Below are 21,953 nucleotides of genomic sequence, written 5' to 3'. Positions count from 1 at the left end.
GCGTCGCGGCCCTTTTTTGCGTCTCGCCTCGCGCGCTGCGGGGACATATAAGGGCGGCCATGCATCCCCTTCTCCTCCTGCTGCTGTTCGTGGCAACGGTCGTGGCGATGGAAGGATTCGCCTATGTCATGCACCGCTGGGTCATGCACGGACCCGGCTGGTTCCTGCACGCCAGCCACCACCGGCCGCGCACCGGCCGGTGGGAAGCGAACGACCTCTATTTCGTGATCTTCGCCTTGCCCTCCATCCTGTTGCTGCTGGGCGGCGTGCAATGGGGCTGGGGCAATTGGGCGACCGCGGTCGGCGCCGGGATCGCGGCCTATGGCGCCATCTATCTCGGCTTCCACGATATCATCGTCCACCGCCGCGTATCGCATCGCTATGTCGCCCGCTCCCGCTACATGAAGCGCATCGTCCAGGCCCATCGCCTGCACCATGCGGTCGAGACCAAGCACGGCACGGTCAGCTTCGGCTTCCTGATCGCCCCTCCACCCGCCGCGCTGAAGCGCGCGCTGGCGCAGGGGGACCGTACCGGACTGCGGGAAGCAAAGGGCCGGGAGGACGCGGCGGCGCAGTGAGGGCGAGGCTGACCGGCGCGCTTCCCCAATAGGATTTCTTCTGATCTATCCTGATCGATGAAATCGCTTCTCCCCTTCGCCCCGTCCCCTCCATCCGGCCGTTCCGAATGCCGCCTTAGTGTAGCGTGGGTGGCGCGTCGGCGTGACCTTCCTGTCGCGCCAGTGGCGCGTCCCTGTCGCCTCGCCGGCGCTTTACTGTCGCAATTCGCCCGAATCCCCTCGAAATTGCCCGACGACACTGTGAACTTCGTAGGAAACCCTTCTGTGCCCCTTGCAAGGACGGCCAGGGGGCGGACTTCCTGCCCCTTCCTCCCATCTCCCCCCTTCATCTTGCCCGACGCTTGTTCTATGCCCGCAGTCCATTTCCCAAGGGGACGCGCATCTTGATCCTGGACCTCGCCGCCGCCGCTTCGGGCGCCATCCGCTTCGAAGATCTGGGGCTGAACCCCGTGGCGCTCGACCTCGGCTTCTTCACGCTCAAATGGTACAGCCTCGCCTATCTGGCGGGCATCCTCATCGGCTACTGGTACCTGCTGAAGCTGGTGGCCCAGCCGGGATCGCCGATGGCGCGGCGCCATGCCGACGACATGATCTTCTACGCGACGCTCGGCATCATCCTGGGCGGCCGGCTCGCCTATGTGATATTCTACAAGCCCGACATCCTCCTCCACCCGCTCGACATCTTCAAATTGTGGGAAGGCGGCATGTCCTTCCACGGCGGCGCGGCGGGCGTGTCGCTGGGCATTCTCTACATGGCGTGGAAGGAAAAGCTCAGCTGGCTGCGCATCCATGATTATGTCGCCTGCGTCGTCCCCTTCGGCCTGTTCTTCGGCCGCCTCGCGAATTTCGTGAACGGCGAGCTGTGGGGCAAGGAGACCGACGTGCCCTGGGCGATGATCTTCCCCACCGGCGGGCCCTTCCCCCGCCATCCGAGCCAGCTCTACGAGGCCGCGCTTGAGGGTGTCGTCCTGTTCGCCATCCTCGCCTTCGCCTTCTGGCGCACCCGGGCACGCTACCAGCCCGGCATGCTCGTCGGCATCTTCCTGCTCGGCTACGGCATCTTCCGCTTCGGCGTGGAATATTTCCGCGAGGCCGACGCGCAGCTGATGGAATTCGCGGCGCGCACCGGCCTCCACATGGGCCAGTGGCTGTGCGTGCCGATGATCCTGGGCGGCCTCTACCTGATCGCGACGGCCAGGGGGCGCCGCTTGCGGGTGGAGCCGGTCGCGGGCAGCGCGAGTGTCAGCTGAGCCGCTGCCCATCGCCAAGCGCCTGGCTCGCCAGATCGCGGCGGGCGGCCCCGTCTCCGTCGCGCATTTCATGGGGGAGGCGAACCAGCATTACTACGCCACCCGTGACCCGCTGGGCACGGCGGGCGATTTCACCACCGCGCCCGAAATCAGCCAGATGTTCGGCGAGCTGGTCGGCCTTTGCCTCGCCGATGTCTGGCTTCGTTCGGCCCGGCGCCCCAATGCGCTCTATGTGGAACTGGGGCCGGGGCGCGGCACCCTGGCCAATGATGCGCTGCGGGCGATGGAAAGCGCCGCGCTTGCCCCGCGCGCCCATCTGGTGGAGACCAGCCCGGTGCTGCGCGAGCGCCAGCTGGCGCTCCTTCCACATGTCACCCATCATGACAGCGTCGAGACCCTGCCCGACACTGGCCCCCTGCTGGTCGTCGCCAACGAGTTCTTCGACGCGCTGCCCGTCCGCCAGTGCATCCGCGTCGGCGACGAATGGCGCGAGCGGGTGGTGATCCGCCGGGAAAGCGAGGGCCGCTTCCTCGCGGTACCCGGCTATCGCCGGATCGAGTCGGGCCTGCCACCCATCGCCGCGGCCGCGGAGGACGGCGCAATCCTCGAAACGCCCATCATCGGCGCCGGCATCGCCTACGCCCTCGCCAACCGCATCGCGCGGCAGGGGGGCGCCGCGATCATCATCGACTATGGCTATGAAGGGCCGGCATTGGGCGACACGCTGCAGGCGGTGCGCGGCCACCGCTTCGCCGATCCCTTCGCCGATCCAGGGGAGGTCGACCTCACCACCCATGTCGATTTCAGCGTGATCGGCAACATGGCGCGCCAGGCGGGGCTGCGAGTGCTGGGGCCGGTGGGACAGGGCGCGTTCCTGGAAAGGCTGGGCATCGACGCGCGCGCCGGCCAGCTGATCCGCGCCACCCCGGGGCGCGCCGCCGAGGTCGAGGCCGCCCGCCGCAGGCTGGTGGACGAAGGCGAGATGGGCACGCTGTTCAAGGCAATGGCCTGGATCCACCCCGACTGGGCGGAACCGGCGGGCTTTTCCGACTAGTCGTCCTGATGATGGCGGCTGAGCTTGCGGATGAAGCCGATCAGCCCGGTCTGGCGGCTGCGCTTCATGCGCTCGGCATGGAGGATGGTCTGCACGCGGCGGAAGCAATCCTCCGCATCGACATTGCAGAGCACATAGTCATAGCCGTCCCAATGCGCGATCTCGCCAGCGGCGCGGGCCATCCGGCGCTCGATCACCGCGTCGCTGTCGGTCGCACGCCCGCGCAGGCGGCGCTCCAGTTCGTCCATCGAGGGCGGCAGGATGAACACGCGCACCACGTCGCCGCCGGCGATCTGGTGCAGCTGCTGCGCGCCCTGCCAGTCGATGTCGAACAGCACGTCGCGCCCGCTTCTCAGCATCGCTTCCACGGGTGCGCGCGGCGTGCCGTAGCGCTCACCGAAAACATGGGCCCATTCCAGGAACTCGTGATCCGCCACCATCCGGCGGAACTCGGTCAGGTCGACGAAATGATAGTCCTTCCCCTCGACCTCGCCCGGCCGCATCGGTCGTGTCGTGGCGGACACCGACATGGCGAGGTCGGGCTCGGCCGCAAGCAGCTTGCGAGCGATGGTGGACTTTCCCGCGCCCGAAGGCGAGGACAGGACGAAAAGGACGCCGCGGCGCTTGAAATCGGGGTTTTCGGAAGGAATGCTGTCGGCCATGGCCGCTAGTGCCGCCGCGGAAGCGGTTTTGCAAGGGGGGAGACAGGGGGTATGGCATGCTGAAACGCCTGCGCGCGCGCAACCGCAGGGGCTATGCCGCGGCACTGGCGATCGCGATCGCCGCCGCACTGGTGCTGTTCCTGATGCACCGCCCGCCTATCTGCACCTGCGGCCGGATCGAGCTGTGGCACGGCGCGCTCGACAGCGGCAACAGCCAGCATCTGTCGGACTGGTACAGCCTCAGCCACGTCGTCCATGGCTTCCTGTTCTACGGCGCGACCTTCCTGCTTTTGCGGCGCCAGCCTAACGGCATCCGGCTGGCAGTCGCCGTGACGGTCGAATCGCTGTGGGAGATACTGGAGAACTCCCCTGTCATCATTGACCGCTATCGCACCGCTACCATCGCACTGGGTTATTCCGGCGACAGCATCCTCAACTCGATGAGCGACATCGGGATGATGACGCTCGGCTTCCTCTTTGCGTCTCGAATGCCGGCCTGGGTGACGGTCGCGACTGCCCTCGCGCTGGAACTGCTGGCACTGGCGGTGATCCGCGACAATCTGACGCTCAACGTGCTGATGCTAGCCTGGCCGATCGACGCGGTGAAGGCCTGGCAATCGGCCCTCTGACGGGCGATCAGGCCTTCCGTGCCTTCCGCGCTTCGTCGAGGGGGATGGGCTCGCCGCTCTTGTCCGGCAGCAGCTTCTGGTTGCGCTTGCGGTCCGCCTCCCGCTTCGCTTCGTATAGCTTGCCGGCCATATAGGCGCCGGTGACGACCAGCGCGCCCACAGGATAGCGCATGATGAGCCGCTTGGCGCCCATGCCGGCGATCAGGCCGACGACGCCCTTCTTTCCGGTGGCGGCGGCCACGCGGGTCGCAACCAGCGTCGCCCCCACGCGCGCGGTCTTGCGCAGCAGGCCCGCCTTTTTGGGCGGCCGGACCGTGACGAGCGGCTGGGCGGGGGCGGGCTTCTTTTTCATGTAACATCCTTCCTCATGCCGACAATGGTCCGCGAAGACGGCGGTTCCGCCACGGGGGCCTGATCACACCATATTTTCCGGCCGCACCAGCCTGTCGAAGGTCGCCTCGTCCACCAGCCCCAGCTTCAGGCCTGCTTCCTTGAGCGTCAACCCTTCCGCATGGGCGTGCTTGGCGATCTTCGCGGCATTGTCATAGCCGATCTCGGGCGCCAGCGCCGTCACCAGCATCAGCGACCGGTCGACCAGTTCGGCGATCCGGCCCTCATTGGCCTCGAGTCCCTCGACGCAGCGCTCGGCGAAGCTCTCCATGCCGACGCTCAGCAGGTGGATCGAGCGCAGCACCGCCGCGCCGATCAGCGGCTTGAAGACGTTGAGCTCCATATGGCCCTGCATTCCGCCGATCGTCACCGCCTGATGATTGCCGATCACCTGCGCGGCGACCATGGTCAGCATCTCGCACTGGGTCGGGTTGACCTTGCCCGGCATGATCGAGCTGCCCGGCTCGTTGGCGGGCAGGTCCAGCTCGCCGAGACCCGAACGCGGGCCGCTGCCCAGCAGGCGGATGTCGTTCGCGATCTTGGTGAGCGCGACCGCCAGCGTGTTGAGCCGCCCGGAAAAGTCGACCAGCGTGTCGTGGCTCGCCAGCGCCTCGAACTTGTTGGGCGCGGTCTCGAAAGGGAAGCCGGTGATGGCGGCGATTTCCGCCGCGATGTCCTCGGCAAAGCCCGGCGGCGCATTCAGGCCTGTGCCAACCGCCGTGCCGCCCTGCGCCAGTTTCGACAGCCCATGCTCCACCAGCGGCACGATGCGCGTGCGGGCGAGGCGGAGCTGGGCATAGTAGCCGGAAAACTCCTGCCCCAGCGTCAGCGGCGTGGCGTCCTGCAGATGGGTGCGGCCGATCTTGACGATGCCGCTCCACGCCTCCGCCTTCGCCAGCAGCGCATTTTCCAGCCGTTCCAGCGCGGGGAGAAGCTGGCGGGTCGCGGCGAGCGCAGCCGCGACGTGCAGCGCCGTGGGGAAGCTGTCGTTGGACGACTGGCCGAAGTTCACACCGTCATTGGGATGCACCGGCGCCTTGCCGCCGCGCTGGCCGGTCAGCATCTCGTTGGCGCGGCCGGCGATCACTTCGTTGACGTTCATGTTCGACTGGGTGCCGCTGCCGGTCTGCCAGATGACCAGCGGGAACTGATCGTCATGCTGCCCGGCGACCACCTCGGCGGCGGCCGCCTCGATCGCGTCGGCGACCGCGGCGTCCAGCCCGTGCCGGCGGTTCACCCGCGCCGCCGCCTGCTTCACGATGGCGAGCGCGTGGACGATGCCGATCGGCATCCGCTCGGTCGCGCCAAAGGGGAAATTCTCGATGCTGCGCTGGGTCTGCGCGCCCCAATAGGCGTCGGCGGGCACCTCGATCGGGCCGATACTGTCGGTTTCGGTGCGGGTTTCGGACATGCAGGGCGGCTCCGGAGGCTTGAGAATGGGTCGCAAGAACCGGGCTGATGTAGGGCCGGGCGCCTGAAATCCAAGGGCCCCAAGGCAGCAACCTGCGTCAGCCCCGGAGCCTGGTCGCGAATGTTCCGGACAGCATCCTACGCGGCCGTGCGCCGCGCCCCGATGCCTATTTCTTCTTGCCGAAATCCACCGTCACCACGTTGGAGCCGTCCTCGCTCATCACCTGCGGCCCGTCATTTTCCGCCTGGTCGTGCGGCTCGGGGACCATGTCGGCCTGGACCTGGAACTGGAGGGCGAAGTTGACGGCCGGATCGACGAAGGCGGTGATCGCGCCGAAGGGGATGGTGAGGTGCGCCGCCACCTGATTGAAGGTCAGGCTGACCCCGAACATATTGTCGCTGACCTTCAGATCCCAGAACTTGTTCTGGAGGACGATGGTCATCTCATCCGGGAACCGCTCGACCAGATGCTTGGGAATATCGACGCCCGCTGCCTGGGTCTTGAAGGTGATGTAGAAATGATGGCTGCCCGGCAGGCCGCCGGAAGCCTCCACCTCGCCCAGCACGCGGCCGACGACGGCGCGCAGCGCCTCCTGCACAATCTCGTCATAGGGAATCAGGCTGTCGGGCAGGTCTTCGCTCATGCGCCAATGTCCTAACGGCGCGAAACGGCGGGTCAAGCAGATTGCAAGGCTCGCCCGACTCGCTATAGGGCGGCCATGCGCACGGCCGAGATTCACCGCAACACCGCGGAAACGCGGATCGACGTGACCGTCAACCTGGACGGCACCGGCCTCTACACCGTGTCGACCGGCATCGGTTTCCTCGACCATATGATCGAGCAGCTGTCGCGCCATTCGCTGATCGACATGACCGTGAAGACGGTCGGCGACCTGCATGTCGACCAGCATCACACCACCGAGGACACCGCGATCGCGATCGGCGAGGCGGTCGCGAAGGCGCTGGGCGACAAGCGCGGCATCGCACGCTACGGCAGCGTCTATTCCCCGATGGACGAGACGCTGACCCGCGTGGCGCTCGATATTTCGGGCCGCCCATGGCTGGTGTTCAAGGCGCCCTTCACCGTGCAGCGGCTGGGCGAATGGGACACCGAGCTGATCGAGCACTGGTTCCACAGCTTCGCGCAGGCGGCGGGCATCACGCTGCATGTCGAAAATCTCTACGGCAGCAACAACCATCATGTGGTCGAAAGCTGCTTCAAGGGGCTGGCCCGTGCGCTGCGGCAGGCGGTGGAGATCGACCCGCGCAAGGCGGACGCGATTCCCTCGACGAAGGGCATGCTGTGACCCGGGGGATGCCGTGACCACCGCGCTGATCGACTATGGCGCCGGCAACCTCCATTCGGTCCACAACGCGCTGCGCAAGGCGGGCGCGGACGATGCGGTGATCACCGCCGACCCCCAGGTGGTCCGCGGCGCCGATCGCATCGTGCTGCCGGGCGTGGGCGCCTTCCGCGCCTGCCGCGACGCGCTGGTGGCGATCCCCGGCATGGTCGAGGCGATGAACGAGGCGGTCAATAAGCGCGGCATGCCCTTTCTGGGCGTATGCGTGGGCATGCAGCTGCTCGCCGACGCCGGCGAGGAGTTCGGCCGGCATGAGGGACTTGGCTGGGTTCCCGGTACGGTGAAGCGGATCGAGCCCGGCAATCCCACAGTGAAGATTCCGCACATGGGCTGGAACGACGTGACGCTGGCCGGCACGGCGCCGCTGCTGGAGGCGGGGGAGGCCTATTTCCTGCACAGCTATCATTTCGAGGCGGAGATCGGAGATCATATCGCCGCCGTAACGAATCACGGCGGGCCGCTGGTCGCCGCCATTGCGCGCGACACGATCATCGGCTGCCAGTTCCACCCGGAAAAGAGCCAGCGTTACGGCCTTTCCTTTCTCGCCCGTTTTCTGTCGTGGCGGCCGTGAGCCGCTCCGCCCCCGTTCGGATTCTGCTGAGATGTCTTTGATCGTCTTCCCCGCCATCGACCTCAAGGGCGGTCAGGTGGTGCGCCTGGCCGAAGGCGACATGGACCGCGCCACCGTCTATGGCTACGATCCCGCCGCACAGGCGATGCTGTTCGCGCAGGCCGGCGCCGGGCACCTGCATGTCGTCGATCTGGACGGCAGCTTCGCAGGCCATGCGGTCAATGCCGAGGCGGTGGAGCGCATCGTCGAGGCCTTTCCCGGCCATGTGCAACTGGGCGGCGGCATCCGCAACCGCGAGGCGGTGGAGCGCTGGTTCGATCTTGGCGTCTCGCGCATCGTGATCGGCACCGCGGCGCTGAAGGATCCCGCCTTCGTCAAGGCGGCGGCGCGCGACTTTCCCGGCGGCATCGTCGTCGCGGTGGACGCGCGCGACGGCTTCGTCGCGACCGACGGCTGGGCGGAGAAGTCCGACATGCCGGTCGTCGACCTCGCCCGCCGGTTCGAGGATGCGGGCGTCGCCAGCCTGCTCTTCACCGATGTGGGCCGCGACGGTCTGCTCAAGGGCTGCAATATCGAGGCGACGGTGGACCTGGCCCGGGCAACCGACATCCCGGTGATCGCCAGCGGCGGGGTCGCGGGCATCGCCGACATCCGCATCCTCAGCCTCCATGCCGACGAAGGGATCGAGGGTGTCATCACCGGGCGAGCGCTCTATGACGGGCGGCTGGACCTGAAGACCGCGCTCGCCGTGGCGCAGGCGGCGGTTTGAAGGCGCCGGAGATGACCGTCCGCACCCGCGTCATACCCTGCCTGGACGTCGCCAATGGACGCGTGGTGAAGGGCGTCAACTTCGTCGACCTGCGCGACGCGGGCGATCCGGTCGAGCAGGCAAGGGTCTATGACGCGGCCGGGGCGGACGAGCTGTGCTTCCTCGACATCACCGCCAGCCACGAGGCGCGGGGCACCATCCTGGACGTCGTGCGGCGCACGGCGGAGGTCTGCTTCATGCCTGTCACGGTGGGCGGCGGGGTGCGTAGCGCGGAGGACGCACGCGCGCTGCTGCTCGCGGGGGCGGACAAGGTGGCGGTGAACAGCGCCGCGGTCGCCCGGCCCGAAGTCGTCGCCGAGATCGCCGACCGCTTCGGCAGCCAGTGCATCACCGGATCGGTGGATGCACGGCGCGTGGCCGAGGGACGGTGGGAGATCTTCACCCATGGCGGGCGCAAGGCGACCGGCATCGACGCGCTGGAGCACGCCGTGCGCCTTGCCGAACTGGGCGCGGGCGAGCTGCTGGTCACCTCGATGGACAGCGACGGCACGCGGCAGGGCTATGACATCGCCCTCATCCGCGCGATCGCCGATGCCGTGACGGTGCCGGTGGTCGCGAGCGGCGGCGTCGGCACGCTGGAGCATCTGGTCGAAGGCGTAACGCTGGGCCATGCAAGCGCGGTGCTGGCGGCGTCGATCTTCCATTTCGGCCAGCACAGCATCGCCGACGCGCACCGGGCGCTGGCGGCGGCCGGGGTTCCCGTGCGCACGGCCTGAAAAACGTCGATTTACCTTACAGTAACCATGATCGGCGGGACGGCGTTAACCAGTCTGTCGGGCGAGAATCCGTGACTTCGGCGATTCCGGCACGCCCCCTGCTTTACCCTTTCCGGGTCGAGTTCGAACAACATGGACTTGAACGGAAACAAGGGGTGCGAAACATGACCATCAACAAGCTTCTTCTCGCGGTCGGCGCGGCCGGCCTGATCGGCGCGGCGACGCCCGCCAATGCGACCTTCTGCTGGTTCGGCAAGTGCGGCGGCACGTCTTCGGGCGGCAGCTCGTCCTCGGGTGGCAGCAGCTCGGGCGGCACGCCCACGCCGGTGCCGGAGCCGGAGCAGATGACGCTGTTCGCCATGGGTTCGGCCGTGCTGGGCCTGCGCATGTTTGCGGCGCGCCGCAAGCGCAAGTAAGTTTTCGTTGACGGGTCGCGTGCCGCGCGCTTGATGGCGCGATGCGCGCGACCCTCTTCGACCTCGAACGGACCATCCGCCAGCGGCGGGCGGCCGATCCGTCCGCTTCCTATGTGGCGAAGCTGACCACGCGTGGCCGCGCCAAGATCGCGCAGAAGGTGGGCGAGGAAGCGGTCGAGGCGGTGATCGCCGCCATGGCGGACGACCGGCAGGGGCTGGTCGGGGAAAGCGCCGACCTGCTGTTCCACCTGATCGTGCTGCTGGCCGACCTCGACGTGCCGCTCGACGCGGTGCTCGACGAGTTGGAACGGCGCGAGGGCGTCTCGGGCCTCGCCGAAAAGGCTGCACGCAAGTCCGACTGACATCTTTTATTCCGCAGGCGGAAAGATAGGCCGTCCCTGGCGTTTGACTTGCCGGATCGAGTCACACGGACAGGGAGGATACGGCCATGGTACGAACGGTGATCGGCGGCCTGCTGGGCGGCTTTGCAATGTATATCCTCGGCTTCCTCTTCTGGGGTACGCCGCTGAGCGCGATCGCGCTGAGTCGGGCCGACGGGCAGGCGAGCGCGAACCTGCAGGCCGCGCTGGCACAGGCCCTGACACCCGGTGGCACCGGCGTCTATGTGATCCCCGATCCCGCGACGGCGCAGGGCACCATCCTCTACGGCCGCGGGCCCGTGGCGCAGGTCTTCTACAACAGCGGCGGCTTTCCCGTGACCGACGGCGCCAGCCTGATCGGCGGCTTCGTGCTGGCGCTGGTCGTCGGCCTACTGATCGCCTTCGCGCTGCGCTTCGTCGCCGGGGGATTTGCCGGCCGGGCGCGCGCGGCAGCGCTGTTTGCACTGGTTGCGGTACTGTGGCCGCATGTCGGCCAGGCCGTCTTCAACCATGCCCCCTGGGGCTATATCCTCTACCTCGCCATCAGCGACTTCCTCGCGCTCGCCGCCGCAGGCCTCATCGCCGCGAAGCTGATGGAGGAGAAGGTGTCCAGCCCGGCCGGCACGCTGCACTGAGCGTCAGCGCGCCTCGGCCGGCCAGGGGAGCCCATAGCCCGCGAACTGCTCCTCCACCTGGGGAGCCAGCTTGAGCGCGGCGGCGCGGTCGGCCTCGGCCTTCGCTTTGTCTCCCTTGCCGGCCCAGGCGAGCGCGCGGCCGTAGAAGGAGGAGCTATAGGGTTGCTTCGCCAGCACCTTGTCATAGTCGCCGATCGCGTCGTCCAACCGGCCGAGGCGCAGCAGCACCATCGCGCGGCTGTCCAGGAACCCGGCCATGTCCGGCACCTTCGCCAGCGCGCCGTTGCAGTCCGCCAACGCCGATTCGAGCGCCTGGCCGGCGGTCGCCTTCTTCCAGCACATATTGTTGAGCAGCACGGGATCGGTCGCCCGCTCCCGCGCGGCGGCGAAGTCCTTGTCGGCGAGCGCCCGCTGGCCGGCCCGATCATAGGCAAGGCCGCGTCCGGTCAACAGATCGGTATTGTTGGGCGACTTCGCGATAGCCTGCGAATAGCTCTCGATAGCACCCTTCACATCGCCACGTTCCAGCGCCAGATCGGACTTCGCGGCCCAAGCTTCCACAAGGGTTGGGTCACGGCGCACGGCTTCGTCGAAATCCGCTTCCCTGCCGGCAAGATCAGCCTTAGGGCGCCGCAGGCCGCGGTTGAGGTAGATATAGGCCTCCGGCTTCACCGCCAGCGCCCGGTCATAGGCCTTCAGCGCGTCGTCCCATAGGCCCATGGCATGATAGATGCTCGCAGCCGCCACATGGGCATAGGATTCATCGGGGACAGCCTTTTCCAGAGCGACGGCTTCCTTTGCCGCCGCTTCCCGGTCGCCCTTGCCGCGTAAAATGGTGGCCCGCAGCATATACAGATCCACCTGGCGCGGATCGACCGCCAGCGCCGCGGTGGCATCCCTCAGCGCAGCGTCCTCGTTTCCGGCATTGCGCTGGGCCATCGCCCGCCGGATGAGGGCGAAACTATTGCCCGGCTCGCCTTCCAGCGACTTGCCATAGGCATCGGCGGCGGCGGCCCATTCTCCCTTGCGCTCGGCCATCAGGCCGACGGCGCGGAACGTGACCGGGTTTCTGGGGTCCAGGGCCTGGGCTGCGGCAATGTCAGCAGAAGCGGCGGCGTTGTCGCCTTTCCAGACATAGGCGAGACTGCGATTCGCCAGCGGCCATACATCTGTCGGCTTGAGTTCGTGCGCCTTGGTGAAATCGGCCACCGCCTCGTCCAGCCGGTTACGGTCCATAAGGACAAGGCCACGCCGGAAATAGCCGGCAGAATCCGCAGGAGTCTGTTGGGTCATGATGGCCAGTTCCCGGTCCGTCGGCCGGTAGCCTGACGGCTTGCGCAGATAGACGGTGCTGTCCGCCAGCCTGCGCAAGGCGGCCTGCGCCGCCGTGGCTTCGCTCGCGGGGAACTCCGGCACGAGACTGCGCTCGGTCTTTTCGATCCGGAAGACGTTTCCGTCGAGCGTCGCTTTCCGCTTGTAGGCGATGCCGGCCACGGTTTCGTCCACATCGGCATTGTCGGCACCCGCCTTGCCCGAGAAACCGGGCGGCAGCAGGATGGTTTCGGTGGTCCGGTTGTAGAAGGGATAGGCGACCGCGAAGGGCGCGCTCTGGTCCTGCTTCGCGTCCCGGACGAAATCGGCCTTGTAGCCCACCCGCATCCCGTCGGCCTCGTACCAGCCGTCGTCCCAGTCCATCCGGGCGAGCCCCTCCATGGTCAGGCGCTCTTCACCCGTCCTCTCATCGAAGGTCGCGCCCGTCGACTTCACCTCTACGAAGTCATATTCGCCTTTCCAGTATCGCCGCAGGCTGTCTTCCCGCGCGGCTTCGGTGAGTCCCGCCAGATTGGTCCTGGTCGCGAACGCCGCGTCCCCGGTCAGCACCGTCTCCACCTTGAAGGGCGCCGGAACCGTGAGACCGCCGGTGGCGTCGATCGTGACCGACACCGTCGTGTCCGGCGTGTCCAGCGGCGCCGGCAGCATGCGGACGAGCGCCGCATCCTTGGCGAGCAGCGGCAGGCCCCAGCCGAAATCCGGCACTTTCAGCCTGTCCAGGCTGGTGTCTCCGCTGCGCGTGCCATCGAGCCAATAGGTCTTGCCGCCGATGACCGCCCGCACCAGCACATGGTTGAACAGGCCTATCATGGGAAGGCGCTGATCGATGCCGTCGCCGGACAGCGCGTTCACCGCGACCGGTTCGGCCTCGATCCCGAGGCCGTGCAGCAGCGCCAGCAGCAGCGCGGTCTTGCCCTTGCAGTCGCCATAGCGGCGCGACCAGGTGACTTCCGCGTCGGCCGGCACCAGGCCGCCCGTCCCCATGGCGAGTGCGACATAGCGCACCCTGTCCTGCACCAGCGTCAGCGCCGCCTGCGCGCGCGCCTTCGGGTCGGGCGACGACGCAGCGATGCGGTCGAACTCGCTGCGCAGCGGCCCCTGCTCCGGCAGCGCCGCCGCCTTCGTATAGAGCGGCGCCAGCAGAGCACCGAGTTCGGCCCAGGAGGCAAAGTCGGTGAATTCGACATAGCGACCCATGGCGTAGCGGGCGGGAGCGCCCTTGGGCGGAATGATCGGCTCCACCCGGCCCGGGTCATAGTCGACGCTCATCAGCTCGCCCTTGCGCACCGGCCGGGCTGCGGCCAGCCCGCCGCCCGCGCGCATCCGGACAGGAAGGCTGGCGGGCCATTCCGCATGCAGGCGCGCCCGTCCCACCGGCAGGACATTCCATATGGCACCGACCTGTTCGACATGCCCCCGCATCGTCGGATCGGAGGAGAACATGGAAAAGGCGAACTGGAGAATATCGCCAACCTGCAATCCTTCCGGCTGGATGTTGGCGGTCAGCACACCGTCCAGCGTCGCGGTTTCCAGATTCTGCTCGCGACGGATGACGGTGAATTTCTGGCCCGAGGCGAGCACGTCGATCAGCTGATCGCCGCGGCGGATGACCAGCTTGTGCACGGTCAATTCGTCGGTTTCCGGCCGCCAGGGGAAGGAGATATTGCCAGCCGCCAGCCCCTGCGGCGTACCGATCCGCATCGCCACGTCGGAATAGACGGTCTGCCTTCCCTTCTCCAGCCGCACCTGCTGGTCGGACAGCAGCAGTTCGACAGGAGCCTCGCCCGTCTTGCCAGCGGGCGGCAGCGGTGGCGATGCGACCACCCAGGCAGGGGCAGGACCGATCACGGGCTGGTCGCCGGCATGCGCCGCCGTGGCGATCGCGCTGACGGCCGTGAACAGAATGGCGAAACGCTTCATAACCCCCCTATCGGTCGGAGCGAACCGCATGCCCCATGGTGCCGCTTCCCTCCCTTCTGATCTCAGGCTCCGGCTCGATTCGCAAGCCACCCACCCGCCTCCTCCGCCAGCCGCACCATGCAGGCCGCGTGGCGGCTGGCCACCGCCATGCGATCGGCGCCGTAGCCGCCGCCCATGGTGCTGGCGAGCGGGACGCCCCGCGCCTTCACCATGCGCATGACGAAGCGGTCGCGCGCGTCGAGCCCTTCGTCGCTGAGCGCCAGCCGGCCCAGCCGATCGTCGGCATGGGTATCGACGCCGGCCTGGTAGAGGATGAGGTCGGGTGCGAAATCGTCCAGCACCGGCGGAAGGATATCGGCCAGCAGGGCGAGATAGGCGGCATCTCCCGTCCCGTCCGGCAGCGGTACGTCCAGCGAGGATCGCGCCTTGCGCACCGGGAAGTTCCTTTCCGCGTGGACCGACAGGGTGAACACGTCGCTGCGTCCCGCCATCAAGGCCGCCGTGCCGTCGCCCTGGTGCACGTCGAGGTCGAGGATCAGGACGCGCCGCGCGTCCCCTTCCTCGATCAGCCGGTGTGCGGTGATCGCAAGATCGTTGAAGACGCAATAGCCGGCGCCGGTGTGGTGCAGCGCGTGATGGCTGCCCCCGGCCGCATTGGCGGCATAGCCATGGACCAGCGCCAGCCTGGCCGCCATCCATGTGCCGCCAGGCGACAGCATCGCCCGCCGCATCACCCGTTCGGTGACGGCGAAGCCGATGCGCCGTTCCTTGGCGGGCGGGACGGACAGGGTCGCCACCTCCCCGACATAGGCGGGATCGTGCACCGCCTCGATCCAGGAAAGCGGCATCGGATCGGGCTCGTGCACCCGCATCGCCGCGCCGCTTTCCCGCAGCGCGTCCATGACGAGACCATATTTGTCGAAGCGGAAGGTGCCCCCGCCTGTTGCCGGAGAGACATAGGCCGGATGGTGAACGACGTGCAGCATCATCTTTTTCCGCACTCGCGATTCCAACTGTCAAGTCTTTGCGTTATCTGCACCGCCATGAACCGTCCCGATATGATCCGCCTTTCGACCTTGCCGCTGCTGCTGTCCATAGCCCTCCCGGCGATCGCACAGCCCCCTGCCCCCACGTCGATCCTGCCCCCCGCCGCATCCCCGGCTACACCTCCGGCCGTCCTGCCGCCGCCCATCATCGTGCCCCCGCCGGTACCGATCCCGCCGCTGTCCCCTGCACAGGAGGCCTGGGCGAACGACTGGCTGCAGAAGGGCGCGGAACAGGGACTGATGGCGCGCGCCCGGGCGACCGGGCCGCTGACCGGCCAGGCGCTGATCACCGCCCTGGTTGACCGGGCCAAGGCGCTGGGCACCGGCCGGGTCGACAGCGCCGATTTCCTGAACGTCTGGGCGCTGCGCCCGACGCCGGTCGACCCACGCCCCGCGCTCGCCCGCGCGGTAGCCGAGGATCGGCTGCCGCAATGGGCGGCCGGCCTGACGCCGCCCTATGCGGGCTATGACGGCTTGCGCAAGGGGCTCGCCACCTATGAGCGCATCCGCGACAAGGGCGGCTGGCCGATGCTGAGCGCCGACTCTTCGCCCGACGCGGTGCGCAAGCGCATCGCCATCGAGGATCCCGCGGTGACCCCGGCCGAGCCGCTGAGCGACGTGCTGCAGCGCGCCCAGCGCCGCTACGGGCTCAATCCCACCGGCCTGCTCGATGCGCGGACGCTGAAGGAACTGAACGTGCCCGTCGACGAGCGCATCGGCGCGATCATGGCCAATATGGAACGCTGGCGCTGGATGCCGCGCACCTTGCCGGTCAACCGCGTGCAGGTGAACATCGCGGCGGCGGTCCTGACGGTGTTCGAGGGCGACCAGCCGGTCAAGTCGATGCGCGCCGTTACCGGCAGCCCGGACAACCAGACGCCGATGCTGTCGTCCAACATCCATTCGATCGTCGTCAATCCGCCCTGGAACGTGCCCGCCTCGATTGCCAAGCGCGAACTGTGGCCCAAGGGGCGTGCAACGCTGATTCGGCAGGGCTACAAGATCGTCGGCACGCCGGGCGGCGGCGAGCGCATCGTCCAGCCCGCCGGGCCGAACAGCGCGCTCGGACGGCTGAAGTTCGACTTCGACAATCCCTTCGCCGTCTATCTGCACGATACGCCGTCGCGCGGGAAGTTCTCCAGCTATGACCGGCTGGCGAGCCATGGCTGTATCCGGCTGGAAAAGCCGGTGCCGCTGGCCGAGCTGATGGTCGCGGCCGACCCGAACCTCGCCGGCAAGGTCCAGGAACTGATCGACACGGGCAAGACGCAGCGGGTGTCGCTGCCCAGCCAGGTGGCGGTCTATCTGCTCTACTGGACCGCCTTCGCCAGCGCGAACGGCACCATGAACTTCCGTTCCGACCCCTATGGCTGGGACAAGCTGCTCGCGTCGAAGATCGAGGCGTCGAGCCGCCGGCTCGATCCCACGGCCGCGCCCTCCCCCGCCCTCGCATCGAAGGACTGACCCCATGCGCAAGATCATGCTCGTTTCCCTGGCCGCCGCGCTGGCCCTGTCGGCCTGCGGCAAGAAGCCGGAAGAGCCGGCGGCGACCAACAATCTGGTCGAGCCGCCGGTCGAAAATATCGTGGTGGAGGAACCCGAGGCCGCGCCAGAGCCGTCCAACAATGCGGTCGCGACTCCGGCCCCGCCGCCGTCGGTTTCCGAGCAGCAACAGATCCAGGACGACGCGGAAGCCAGCGGCATGACGTCGCGCCTCGACGGCGAAACGGGGCAAAGCGCGGACGAAGCGAGCAACTCGGGCGAGTGATGCGCGTTCTGGCGGCCTTGGACGGGGGCTGCCGCTTTGTTATATTGCGGACATGGATCGCCGCAATTTCATGAAGTTCGCTTTCAGCGGGCTCGCCCTGTCTTGTCTCACCGATAGCGTCGGCAAAGCCGCCCTTCCGGTTTCCCCCTTCCCGCCGCAGCCGGCCCCGTCGCCGGTTCCTGCCGCGCCTGCGGCCAACCCGCTGGCGAACAAGCCCTGGTATCCGCTGCTGGAGCGCGCCAAGGCGGCGCTGGACCTCCATGCCGGCTCCTTCGAGCTGCGGGACCGGGTCGCCATCGCCGACTTCAACGCCGCTTCGCGCGACCTGCGGTTTCACGTCGTCGATCTGCTCGGCGGGCAGACCAGCTCCTATCTCGTCGCCCACGGGCGCGGGTCCGACCCCGAGCATTCGGGCTGGCTGCAGAGCTTCTCCAATAAACCCAATTCGCTCGCCAGCTCATCCGGCACGTTCAAGACCGGGATGCTGTACGAAGGCCAGCATGGCCGGGCGATGCGCCTGGCAGGCCTCGACCCGCAGAACAACAATGCGGAAATGCGCGCCATCGTGATCCATGGCGCCGATTATGTCAGCGAGGATCACATCGCGAGCTGGGGCAAGATCGGCCGCAGCGAAGGCTGCTTCGCCGTGGCGCCGCACATGCTGCCGCAGCTGCTGGGCCTGATGGGACCGGGCCGCCTGCTTTATGCCGACAAGCTGAACGGCCCCGCCGCAGCCTGAGGGCGATCCTTCCCCGCACGGGGGAAGGATGCCGGTTGCTCAGCCCGTTTTCTGGCCGGTCATCGCCTCGATCGAGGGCTTGTTCATCGCGTCGATCGTGCCGTCGGCCATCATCGACTTGCCCAGGTCCAGCGCCTCTGTCTGCAGTGCGGGATCGTTCGCCGTCTGGCTGGCGCCGATCAGGGCGGACAGCAGGATGTTCTTGTTCACCTTGTCGGTGCCGTTTTCCGCAACCGACTTGCGGGCGAGAGTCAGCGCTTCCTGATAGAGCGGATCGGCGCCGGCCTTGTCCTGCGCGCCCAGCTTCTGGTTGCCCATCTGGATCAGGATGCCCGCCAGGATGTTGCGGCTGGCTGTGTCGGTGGGCTTTGCCTCCACCACCTTGCGCCAGTGGGGCAGGGATTCGCCGTAGAGCGCGATCACCTTGTCCATCTGGCCCTGCGCGCCATAAGCGGCGGCATCGGCATAAAGGGCATTGGCGAGGAAGTTCACATTGTCGATCTTCGACGGATCGACCTCCACCGCAGTGCGGATGGCGGGCAGGGCCGCATCATATTTCGCTACTGCCGTCGCGTTGTCGCCCGCCTGCTGGGCGGTCTGGCCGGCGGTGAAATCCGTGACGGCCTGGTTGAAGGCGGCGATCTGCTCGGGGGTCATCTGCGCGGCGGCAGGCGCTGCGGCATCCTGCGCGAAGGCGGGCGCGGCGACCGCCACGGGAGCGGCGAAAATCAGGAAGGCGGAAAGGCAAGGGCGCAACAACGTCTGGTCTCCTTGGACGTTTCGACAGATGCGTCGGAGCGGACGAAAAACCCGTCCCGTAGCAGAAACAATGAACAAGATAGGCAGGCGGTTCCCAACCCTTTCAGGCTCGAGTCATCCCGCAAAAGGCTCGTGCCATGGAAAATTCGCTCTGCCGCCGCGACGAACGTGCCGCGGCTTCCGCATCTTCGCCCCACAATTCGACCTGCCAGCGCTCGTCGATTTCAGCCGCCGCCCAGATGGAATCGGAGTCATGGCCACCCTCGACCACCGCCAATCCACAAACCAGCGATCCAGTGAGCGTCACCAGCGTCGACAGTCCGGTAAGGGTGAAGGGATCGAACGCCGCCACGACCGCCTGCAGCCTTTCCAGCGTCTCGCCGGGCTGCGCGACGGGGAGGATGCCCTGCGTCGTGCGGAAACGCACACCATATCGCTGCTCGGCCCATGCCAACAGAGGATCCCAGGCCGCGGCCTGCCGGGCGACGAGCGCCTCAGGCCCTTCCGCTCGGTAGCAGAGCAGGTCGCTTTCGCCATAGCGTGCCACCCCTTGCGCAAAGGCGACATGGTTCGGCGCCACCTGGTCGATCGCGGCATTGGCAAGGCCGGTGATCGGCATGGCGCGGGGATCGACGGTCTCGCCCTGCGCGCGCCATTCGTCCGCCACCGCCTCCGCCAGCGCGGGGGTGGGCAGCGCCAGCAGAGCGCGGGCGGGCGTGCGCACGGGGCGGCCATCCAGCTGCACGCCAAGGCCGCCTTCCCCCGGCACCACCGTCACATCCTTGTAGAAGCGCTTCATTGCGGCGGACGCTGGCGGAAAAGCGCGAGCAGCAGGCGCGGCACCGCGACGAACTGAAACAGGCCGACCAGCACCAGGATCGTGCCCATCGCCTTGGCCTTCCCGCCCTGCACCCAGCCGAAGCGCTGCATCAGGACGAGGAAGCCGAACATCACGATGAAGGCGCCGGACAGACGGAACAGGCCGATCGCGAAGAAGCGCTGGCGGGCGACCTTTTCCGGATCGACGGGTGGAATGGGCGGCGTGTCGGTCATGGCGTGCCGATATGGCGGCGCAATTCGGCGCTGTCCATCGCGACGGCATGGGCTCCCGCTTCGGCGAGTTCGTGCGGGGGATGGTAGCCCCAGCCGACGCCGATGGAGCGCACCCCGGCGGCCAGCCCCATGTCGATGTCGAAGCGGGTGTCGCCGATCATCACCGTGGTTTCCGGCGCAGCGCCCGCTTCCGCCATCGCCGTCAGCAGCATCGAGGGATGCGGCTTCGACGGGTGGCGATCGGCGGTCTGGAGCGTGACGAAATGCCCGGCAATGCCATGGTGGGCGAGGCACAGGCCGAGGCCCCGGTCGGACTTGCCGGTCGCGACGCCCAGCAGCCAGCCCTGCGCGTCGAGATCGCGGATCAGGTCGGCGATGCCGGGATAGAGCGGCTCGCTGACCGCCTTTTCAGCGCGAAGCTGGTGGAAGGCCTGCTTGTAGCGGTCCGACAGATGGTCGTGGAAATCGGCCTCCGCCTCTGGCAGCAGTCGGGCGATCGCATGGGGTAGCGACAGGCCGACCACCGACAGGATCGCCAGCCGGTCGGGCGGCGTCAGCCGAGCGCTCTCGAAGGCGCGGGTCATGGCGGTGCAGATGCTGTGCTGGCTGTCGACCAGCGTGCCGTCGCAATCGAACACGACAAGACGGTTGGTCATGGCCGGCCCGCCCGCATCAGCCCGGCCATATCCCCCTTGCCCAGCGCGTCGAGGGCATCGGCCACTCCGGCGCGGGCAGCAGGCGACTTGTCCTGCCCCAGCTTCGCGGTGCCGCGCATCGCGTCCACCCGCATTGCGAAGCCGATCAGGCCCGCGAGCATCCGGTCGAACAGTCCATCCGTCATCTTGCCGCGCGTCCAGGCGGGCTTGGGGGCGAGCCGCCGCTCCTGCTCGTGGGACAGCGCGTCGAGATGGGCGGCGGTCTCCGCCGCGTCCAGCGCGCGCATCGGGCCACGCAGTTCGGCCGCGACATAGTTCCAGGTCGGCACCCGGTCCGGCTCGCCATACCAGTCGGGGCTGACATAGGCGTCCGGCCCGGTGACGACGATCAGCGCCTCCCGCCCGTCCAGGTGCCGCGCGATCGGGTTGGCGCGATGGATATGCAGGCCGATGCGCGTCTCGTCCAGCCAGACCAGCGGCAGGTGGACGGCGTGGACCCGGTCCCCGTCCGTGGCGCAGAGCAGGCCGAAGCCGATCCCGCCGACGAAGGCGCGGATGGCGGCTTCATCGTCCCAGCGATAGGGCGCGCGGGGCGTCATCCCTTGCGCGTGCTCCCGGCCCCCCGCGAGCGGCGTTCACCCCGGCGGCCCTTGCGCACCTGCTTGGCATGGGCGCGCGCCGCCTTCTTCTCATCCTCGCGGGTCGGGCCGCGCGCGATCTCATCGTCGAGCGGCAGGTCGCCCTGCGCCTCTTCGAAGCCGAGCGAGGCCAGGCTCGCGGCGAAATGATCGGGCAGCTCCGCGCGCACGTCAACCCGCCCTCCATCGGGATGGTCGATGCGGATACGCCGCGCATGAAGGTGCATCTTGCGGCTGATCGTGCCGCTCAGGAACGCGTCCTTGCCGCCATATTTGCCATCGCCGATGATCGGGTGGCCGATCGCCGCCATGTGGACGCGCAGCTGGTGCGTGCGGCCGGTATAAGGCTGCAGCTCGACCCAGGCGGCACGGTTGCCCGCGCGCTCGATCACCCGGTAGCGGGATCGGGCGGGCAGCCCCTCCTCCTGGTCCACATGCATCTTCTCGCCGCCAGTGCCGGGCTGCTTGGCGATGGGCAGCTCGACCATGCCGTCCTCGATGCTGGGCACGCCCAGCACCAGCGCCCAATAGACCTTGCGCGCGGTGCGGCTGGAGAAGGACTTGGCGAAATAGGCGGCCGCGCGCGCCGTCCGAGCCACCAGCAGTGCGCCGGACGTGTCCTTGTCGAGCCGGTGGACCAGCTTGGGGCGCTGGTCGAGCTCGAATTCCAGCGCGTCGAGCAGGCCGTCGACATGCTCCTCGGTCTTGGTGCCGCCCTGGGTCGCGAGGCCGGGCGGCTTGTTGATGACGATCGCCTGCGCGTCGCGATGGATGACGAGGCCCTGGGCGAAGGCGAGCTGGTCGTCGCTGAGCTGCGGGCGGACGCGGCGCGGCTTGGCGTTTTCCGCCGCCTTGGGCTCGGCCGGGGGCACGCGAATGGTCTGGCCTTCCGCGATACGGTCGCCCGGCGCGGCGCGCGCGCCGTCGACGCGAAGCTGGCCGGTGCGCGCCCAGCGCGACACCAGGTTGAAGGTCACGTCGGGCAGGTGCCGCTGGAACCAGCGGTCCAACCGGATGCCGTCGTCATCCGCGCCCACCCGGAACTGCCGCACATCCAGCGATACGCCCTTGGCCGGTGCGGCCTTTGCGGGCGCCGGCTTCGGCTTGGGTGCCGCGGCAGGCTTCTTCGCGGGTGCGCCGTCGGGTTTGCGCGCACGC

26 protein-coding genes are annotated in these 21,953 nt (G+C 67.9%); 14 read left to right on the top strand and 12 right to left on the bottom strand.

Translation table 11 applies throughout. The features are described 5' to 3' along the window. Window positions 1–59: 59 nt before the first annotated feature. From M529_RS31795 to M529_RS31785, 3 genes are all read left to right on the top strand, one after another. Window positions 60–578 (top strand): sterol desaturase family protein, encoded by a 519-nt coding sequence (locus M529_RS31795; RefSeq protein ID WP_021317299.1) that lies wholly within the window; start codon window positions 60–62, stop codon window positions 576–578. 383 nt (window positions 579–961) lie between these two features. Further along, window positions 962–1,828, top strand: a complete 867-nt coding sequence (gene lgt, locus M529_RS31790; RefSeq protein WP_021317298.1) for a prolipoprotein diacylglyceryl transferase — start codon at window positions 962–964, stop codon at window positions 1,826–1,828. Then, on the top strand, window positions 1,818–2,882 hold the full coding sequence (locus M529_RS31785; protein ID WP_021317297.1) for a class I SAM-dependent methyltransferase: 1,065 nt from the start codon (window positions 1,818–1,820) through the stop codon (window positions 2,880–2,882). Before lgt ends, M529_RS31785 begins: the two co-directional genes overlap by 11 nt. On the opposite strand, the gene gmk is transcribed toward M529_RS31785, so the two are convergent. Next, window positions 2,879–3,544, bottom strand: a complete 666-nt coding sequence (gene gmk / locus M529_RS31780; RefSeq protein ID WP_021317296.1) for a guanylate kinase — start codon at window positions 3,542–3,544, stop codon at window positions 2,879–2,881. The genes M529_RS31785 and gmk overlap by 4 nt on opposite strands. Window positions 3,545–3,600: 56 nt before the next feature. On the opposite strand from gmk, the gene M529_RS31775 reads away from it, so the two are divergent. Next, window positions 3,601–4,173: a DUF2585 family protein gene (locus M529_RS31775; protein WP_021317295.1), complete on the top strand. Its 573-nt coding sequence runs from the start codon at window positions 3,601–3,603 to the stop codon at window positions 4,171–4,173. Window positions 4,174–4,180: 7 nt separating this feature from the next. Here M529_RS31775 and M529_RS31770 read toward each other — a convergent pair whose 3' ends face one another. From M529_RS31770 to M529_RS31760, 3 genes are all read right to left on the bottom strand, one after another. Continuing rightward, a complete protein-coding gene (locus M529_RS31770; protein ID WP_021317294.1) occupies window positions 4,181–4,525 on the bottom strand; it encodes a hypothetical protein in 345 nt (114 codons plus the stop codon). Window positions 4,526–4,588: 63 nt separating this feature from the next. Beyond that, on the bottom strand, window positions 4,589–5,974 hold the full coding sequence (gene fumC / locus M529_RS31765; RefSeq protein WP_021317293.1) for a class II fumarate hydratase: 1,386 nt from the start codon (window positions 5,972–5,974) through the stop codon (window positions 4,589–4,591). Window positions 5,975–6,140: 166 nt separating this feature from the next. After that, complete coding sequence (locus M529_RS31760) at window positions 6,141–6,617, bottom strand: SspB family protein (RefSeq protein ID WP_021317292.1); 477 nt, start codon at window positions 6,615–6,617, stop codon at window positions 6,141–6,143. Window positions 6,618–6,692: 75 nt separating this feature from the next. Between M529_RS31760 and hisB the strand changes: the two genes are divergently transcribed. From hisB to M529_RS31725, 7 genes are all read left to right on the top strand, one after another. Next, window positions 6,693–7,280: an imidazoleglycerol-phosphate dehydratase HisB gene (gene hisB / locus M529_RS31755; protein ID WP_021317291.1), complete on the top strand. Its 588-nt coding sequence runs from the start codon at window positions 6,693–6,695 to the stop codon at window positions 7,278–7,280. 13 nt (window positions 7,281–7,293) lie between these two features. Continuing rightward, on the top strand, window positions 7,294–7,908 hold the full coding sequence (gene hisH / locus M529_RS31750; protein WP_021317290.1) for an imidazole glycerol phosphate synthase subunit HisH: 615 nt from the start codon (window positions 7,294–7,296) through the stop codon (window positions 7,906–7,908). A 31-nt stretch (window positions 7,909–7,939) separates the two neighbouring features. Next, entirely contained in the window at window positions 7,940–8,677 is a 738-nt protein-coding gene (hisA, locus tag M529_RS31745; protein WP_021317289.1) for a 1-(5-phosphoribosyl)-5-[(5-phosphoribosylamino)methylideneamino]imidazole-4-carboxamide isomerase, read from the top strand. An 11-nt stretch (window positions 8,678–8,688) separates the two neighbouring features. Beyond that, the gene (gene hisF, locus M529_RS31740) at window positions 8,689–9,453 is read left to right on the top strand and encodes an imidazole glycerol phosphate synthase subunit HisF (protein WP_021317288.1); all 765 of its coding nucleotides are present in this window, start codon (window positions 8,689–8,691) and stop codon (window positions 9,451–9,453) included. A gap of 164 nt (window positions 9,454–9,617) precedes the next feature. Continuing rightward, window positions 9,618–9,869 carry a PEP-CTERM sorting domain-containing protein gene (locus M529_RS31735; protein WP_021317287.1) on the top strand — a complete coding sequence of 84 codons (252 nt, stop codon included), beginning with the start codon at window positions 9,618–9,620 and terminating at the stop codon, window positions 9,867–9,869. A gap of 41 nt (window positions 9,870–9,910) precedes the next feature. Next, entirely contained in the window at window positions 9,911–10,231 is a 321-nt protein-coding gene (locus tag M529_RS31730) for a phosphoribosyl-ATP diphosphatase (protein ID WP_021317286.1), read from the top strand. 86 nt (window positions 10,232–10,317) lie between these two features. Then, entirely contained in the window at window positions 10,318–10,884 is a 567-nt protein-coding gene (locus tag M529_RS31725; protein WP_021317285.1) for a hypothetical protein, read from the top strand. A gap of 3 nt (window positions 10,885–10,887) precedes the next feature. Here M529_RS31725 and M529_RS0124395 read toward each other — a convergent pair whose 3' ends face one another. Together M529_RS0124395 and M529_RS31720 are read right to left on the bottom strand one after the other, a co-directional pair. After that, window positions 10,888–14,136: a tetratricopeptide repeat protein gene (locus M529_RS0124395; protein WP_021317284.1), complete on the bottom strand. Its 3,249-nt coding sequence runs from the start codon at window positions 14,134–14,136 to the stop codon at window positions 10,888–10,890. Window positions 14,137–14,198: 62 nt separating this feature from the next. Beyond that, on the bottom strand, window positions 14,199–15,122 hold the full coding sequence (locus M529_RS31720; RefSeq protein WP_031294709.1) for a histone deacetylase family protein: 924 nt from the start codon (window positions 15,120–15,122) through the stop codon (window positions 14,199–14,201). Window positions 15,123–15,179: 57 nt separating this feature from the next. Here M529_RS31720 and M529_RS31715 point away from each other — a divergent pair, with 57 nt between their 5' ends. Genes M529_RS31715 through M529_RS31705 form a run of 3 tightly spaced genes read left to right on the top strand, consistent with a single transcriptional unit; the run spans window position 15,180 to window position 17,689 of the window. Then, a complete protein-coding gene (locus tag M529_RS31715; protein WP_031294707.1) occupies window positions 15,180–16,646 on the top strand; it encodes a L,D-transpeptidase family protein in 1,467 nt (488 codons plus the stop codon). 4 nt (window positions 16,647–16,650) lie between these two features. Then, complete coding sequence (locus tag M529_RS31710; protein WP_021317281.1) at window positions 16,651–16,950, top strand: hypothetical protein; 300 nt, start codon at window positions 16,651–16,653, stop codon at window positions 16,948–16,950. Between the two features lie 52 nt (window positions 16,951–17,002). Further along, entirely contained in the window at window positions 17,003–17,689 is a 687-nt protein-coding gene (locus tag M529_RS31705; protein WP_021317280.1) for a murein L,D-transpeptidase catalytic domain family protein, read from the top strand. Between the two features lie 39 nt (window positions 17,690–17,728). Here the strand turns inward: M529_RS31705 and M529_RS31700 are convergent, their stop codons facing one another. From M529_RS31700 to M529_RS31675, 6 genes are all read right to left on the bottom strand, one after another. Beyond that, on the bottom strand, window positions 17,729–18,445 hold the full coding sequence (locus M529_RS31700) for a hypothetical protein (RefSeq protein WP_408021268.1): 717 nt from the start codon (window positions 18,443–18,445) through the stop codon (window positions 17,729–17,731). A 106-nt stretch (window positions 18,446–18,551) separates the two neighbouring features. Further along, window positions 18,552–19,247: an ATP12 family chaperone protein gene (locus M529_RS31695; protein WP_021317278.1), complete on the bottom strand. Its 696-nt coding sequence runs from the start codon at window positions 19,245–19,247 to the stop codon at window positions 18,552–18,554. Then, a complete protein-coding gene (locus M529_RS31690) occupies window positions 19,244–19,501 on the bottom strand; it encodes a hypothetical protein (RefSeq protein ID WP_021317277.1) in 258 nt (85 codons plus the stop codon). The genes M529_RS31695 and M529_RS31690 overlap by 4 nt, the downstream gene beginning before the upstream one ends. Next, window positions 19,498–20,157, bottom strand: a complete 660-nt coding sequence (locus M529_RS31685) for an HAD-IA family hydrolase (RefSeq protein WP_021317276.1) — start codon at window positions 20,155–20,157, stop codon at window positions 19,498–19,500. The genes M529_RS31690 and M529_RS31685 overlap by 4 nt, the downstream gene beginning before the upstream one ends. After that, complete coding sequence (locus M529_RS31680) at window positions 20,154–20,756, bottom strand: FMN-binding negative transcriptional regulator (RefSeq protein WP_021317275.1); 603 nt, start codon at window positions 20,754–20,756, stop codon at window positions 20,154–20,156. Before M529_RS31680 ends, M529_RS31685 begins: the two co-directional genes overlap by 4 nt. Next, the coding region (locus M529_RS31675; protein WP_021317274.1) for an RluA family pseudouridine synthase at window positions 20,753–21,953 on the bottom strand (1,201 nt) is incomplete at its 5' end. The genes M529_RS31680 and M529_RS31675, both read right to left, overlap by 4 nt.

It is taken from the genome of Sphingobium ummariense RL-3 (assembly GCF_000447205.1).
In the GTDB taxonomy this organism is placed as follows: Bacteria; Pseudomonadota; Alphaproteobacteria; order Sphingomonadales; family Sphingomonadaceae; genus Sphingobium; species Sphingobium ummariense.
This window is presented reverse-complemented; position numbering and strand designations above follow the sequence as displayed.

Coding starts and splice junctions, on each gene's coding strand:
- M529_RS31715 (WP_031294707.1), top strand. CDS start 15,180: ATGAACCGTCCCGATATGATCCGCCTTTCGACCTTGCCGCTGCTGCTG.
- M529_RS31705 (WP_021317280.1), top strand. CDS start 17,003: ATGGATCGCCGCAATTTCATGAAGTTCGCTTTCAGCGGGCTCGCCCTG.
- M529_RS31770 (WP_021317294.1), bottom strand. CDS start 4,525: ATGAAAAAGAAGCCCGCCCCCGCCCAGCCGCTCGTCACGGTCCGGCCG.
- M529_RS0124395 (WP_021317284.1), bottom strand. CDS start 14,136: ATGAAGCGTTTCGCCATTCTGTTCACGGCCGTCAGCGCGATCGCCACG.
- M529_RS31725 (WP_021317285.1), top strand. CDS start 10,318: ATGGTACGAACGGTGATCGGCGGCCTGCTGGGCGGCTTTGCAATGTAT.
- M529_RS31720 (WP_031294709.1), bottom strand. CDS start 15,122: ATGCTGCACGTCGTTCACCATCCGGCCTATGTCTCTCCGGCAACAGGC.
- gmk (WP_021317296.1), bottom strand. CDS start 3,544: ATGGCCGACAGCATTCCTTCCGAAAACCCCGATTTCAAGCGCCGCGGC.
- M529_RS31735 (WP_021317287.1), top strand. CDS start 9,618: ATGACCATCAACAAGCTTCTTCTCGCGGTCGGCGCGGCCGGCCTGATC.
- hisB (WP_021317291.1), top strand. CDS start 6,693: ATGCGCACGGCCGAGATTCACCGCAACACCGCGGAAACGCGGATCGAC.
- M529_RS31710 (WP_021317281.1), top strand. CDS start 16,651: ATGCGCAAGATCATGCTCGTTTCCCTGGCCGCCGCGCTGGCCCTGTCG.
- M529_RS31760 (WP_021317292.1), bottom strand. CDS start 6,617: ATGAGCGAAGACCTGCCCGACAGCCTGATTCCCTATGACGAGATTGTG.
- M529_RS31685 (WP_021317276.1), bottom strand. CDS start 20,157: ATGACCAACCGTCTTGTCGTGTTCGATTGCGACGGCACGCTGGTCGAC.
- M529_RS31730 (WP_021317286.1), top strand. CDS start 9,911: ATGCGCGCGACCCTCTTCGACCTCGAACGGACCATCCGCCAGCGGCGG.
- M529_RS31795 (WP_021317299.1), top strand. CDS start 60: ATGCATCCCCTTCTCCTCCTGCTGCTGTTCGTGGCAACGGTCGTGGCG.
- hisA (WP_021317289.1), top strand. CDS start 7,940: ATGTCTTTGATCGTCTTCCCCGCCATCGACCTCAAGGGCGGTCAGGTG.
- M529_RS31775 (WP_021317295.1), top strand. CDS start 3,601: ATGCTGAAACGCCTGCGCGCGCGCAACCGCAGGGGCTATGCCGCGGCA.
- hisF (WP_021317288.1), top strand. CDS start 8,689: ATGACCGTCCGCACCCGCGTCATACCCTGCCTGGACGTCGCCAATGGA.
- M529_RS31695 (WP_021317278.1), bottom strand. CDS start 19,247: ATGAAGCGCTTCTACAAGGATGTGACGGTGGTGCCGGGGGAAGGCGGC.
- fumC (WP_021317293.1), bottom strand. CDS start 5,974: ATGTCCGAAACCCGCACCGAAACCGACAGTATCGGCCCGATCGAGGTG.
- M529_RS31680 (WP_021317275.1), bottom strand. CDS start 20,756: ATGACGCCCCGCGCGCCCTATCGCTGGGACGATGAAGCCGCCATCCGC.
- M529_RS31690 (WP_021317277.1), bottom strand. CDS start 19,501: ATGACCGACACGCCGCCCATTCCACCCGTCGATCCGGAAAAGGTCGCC.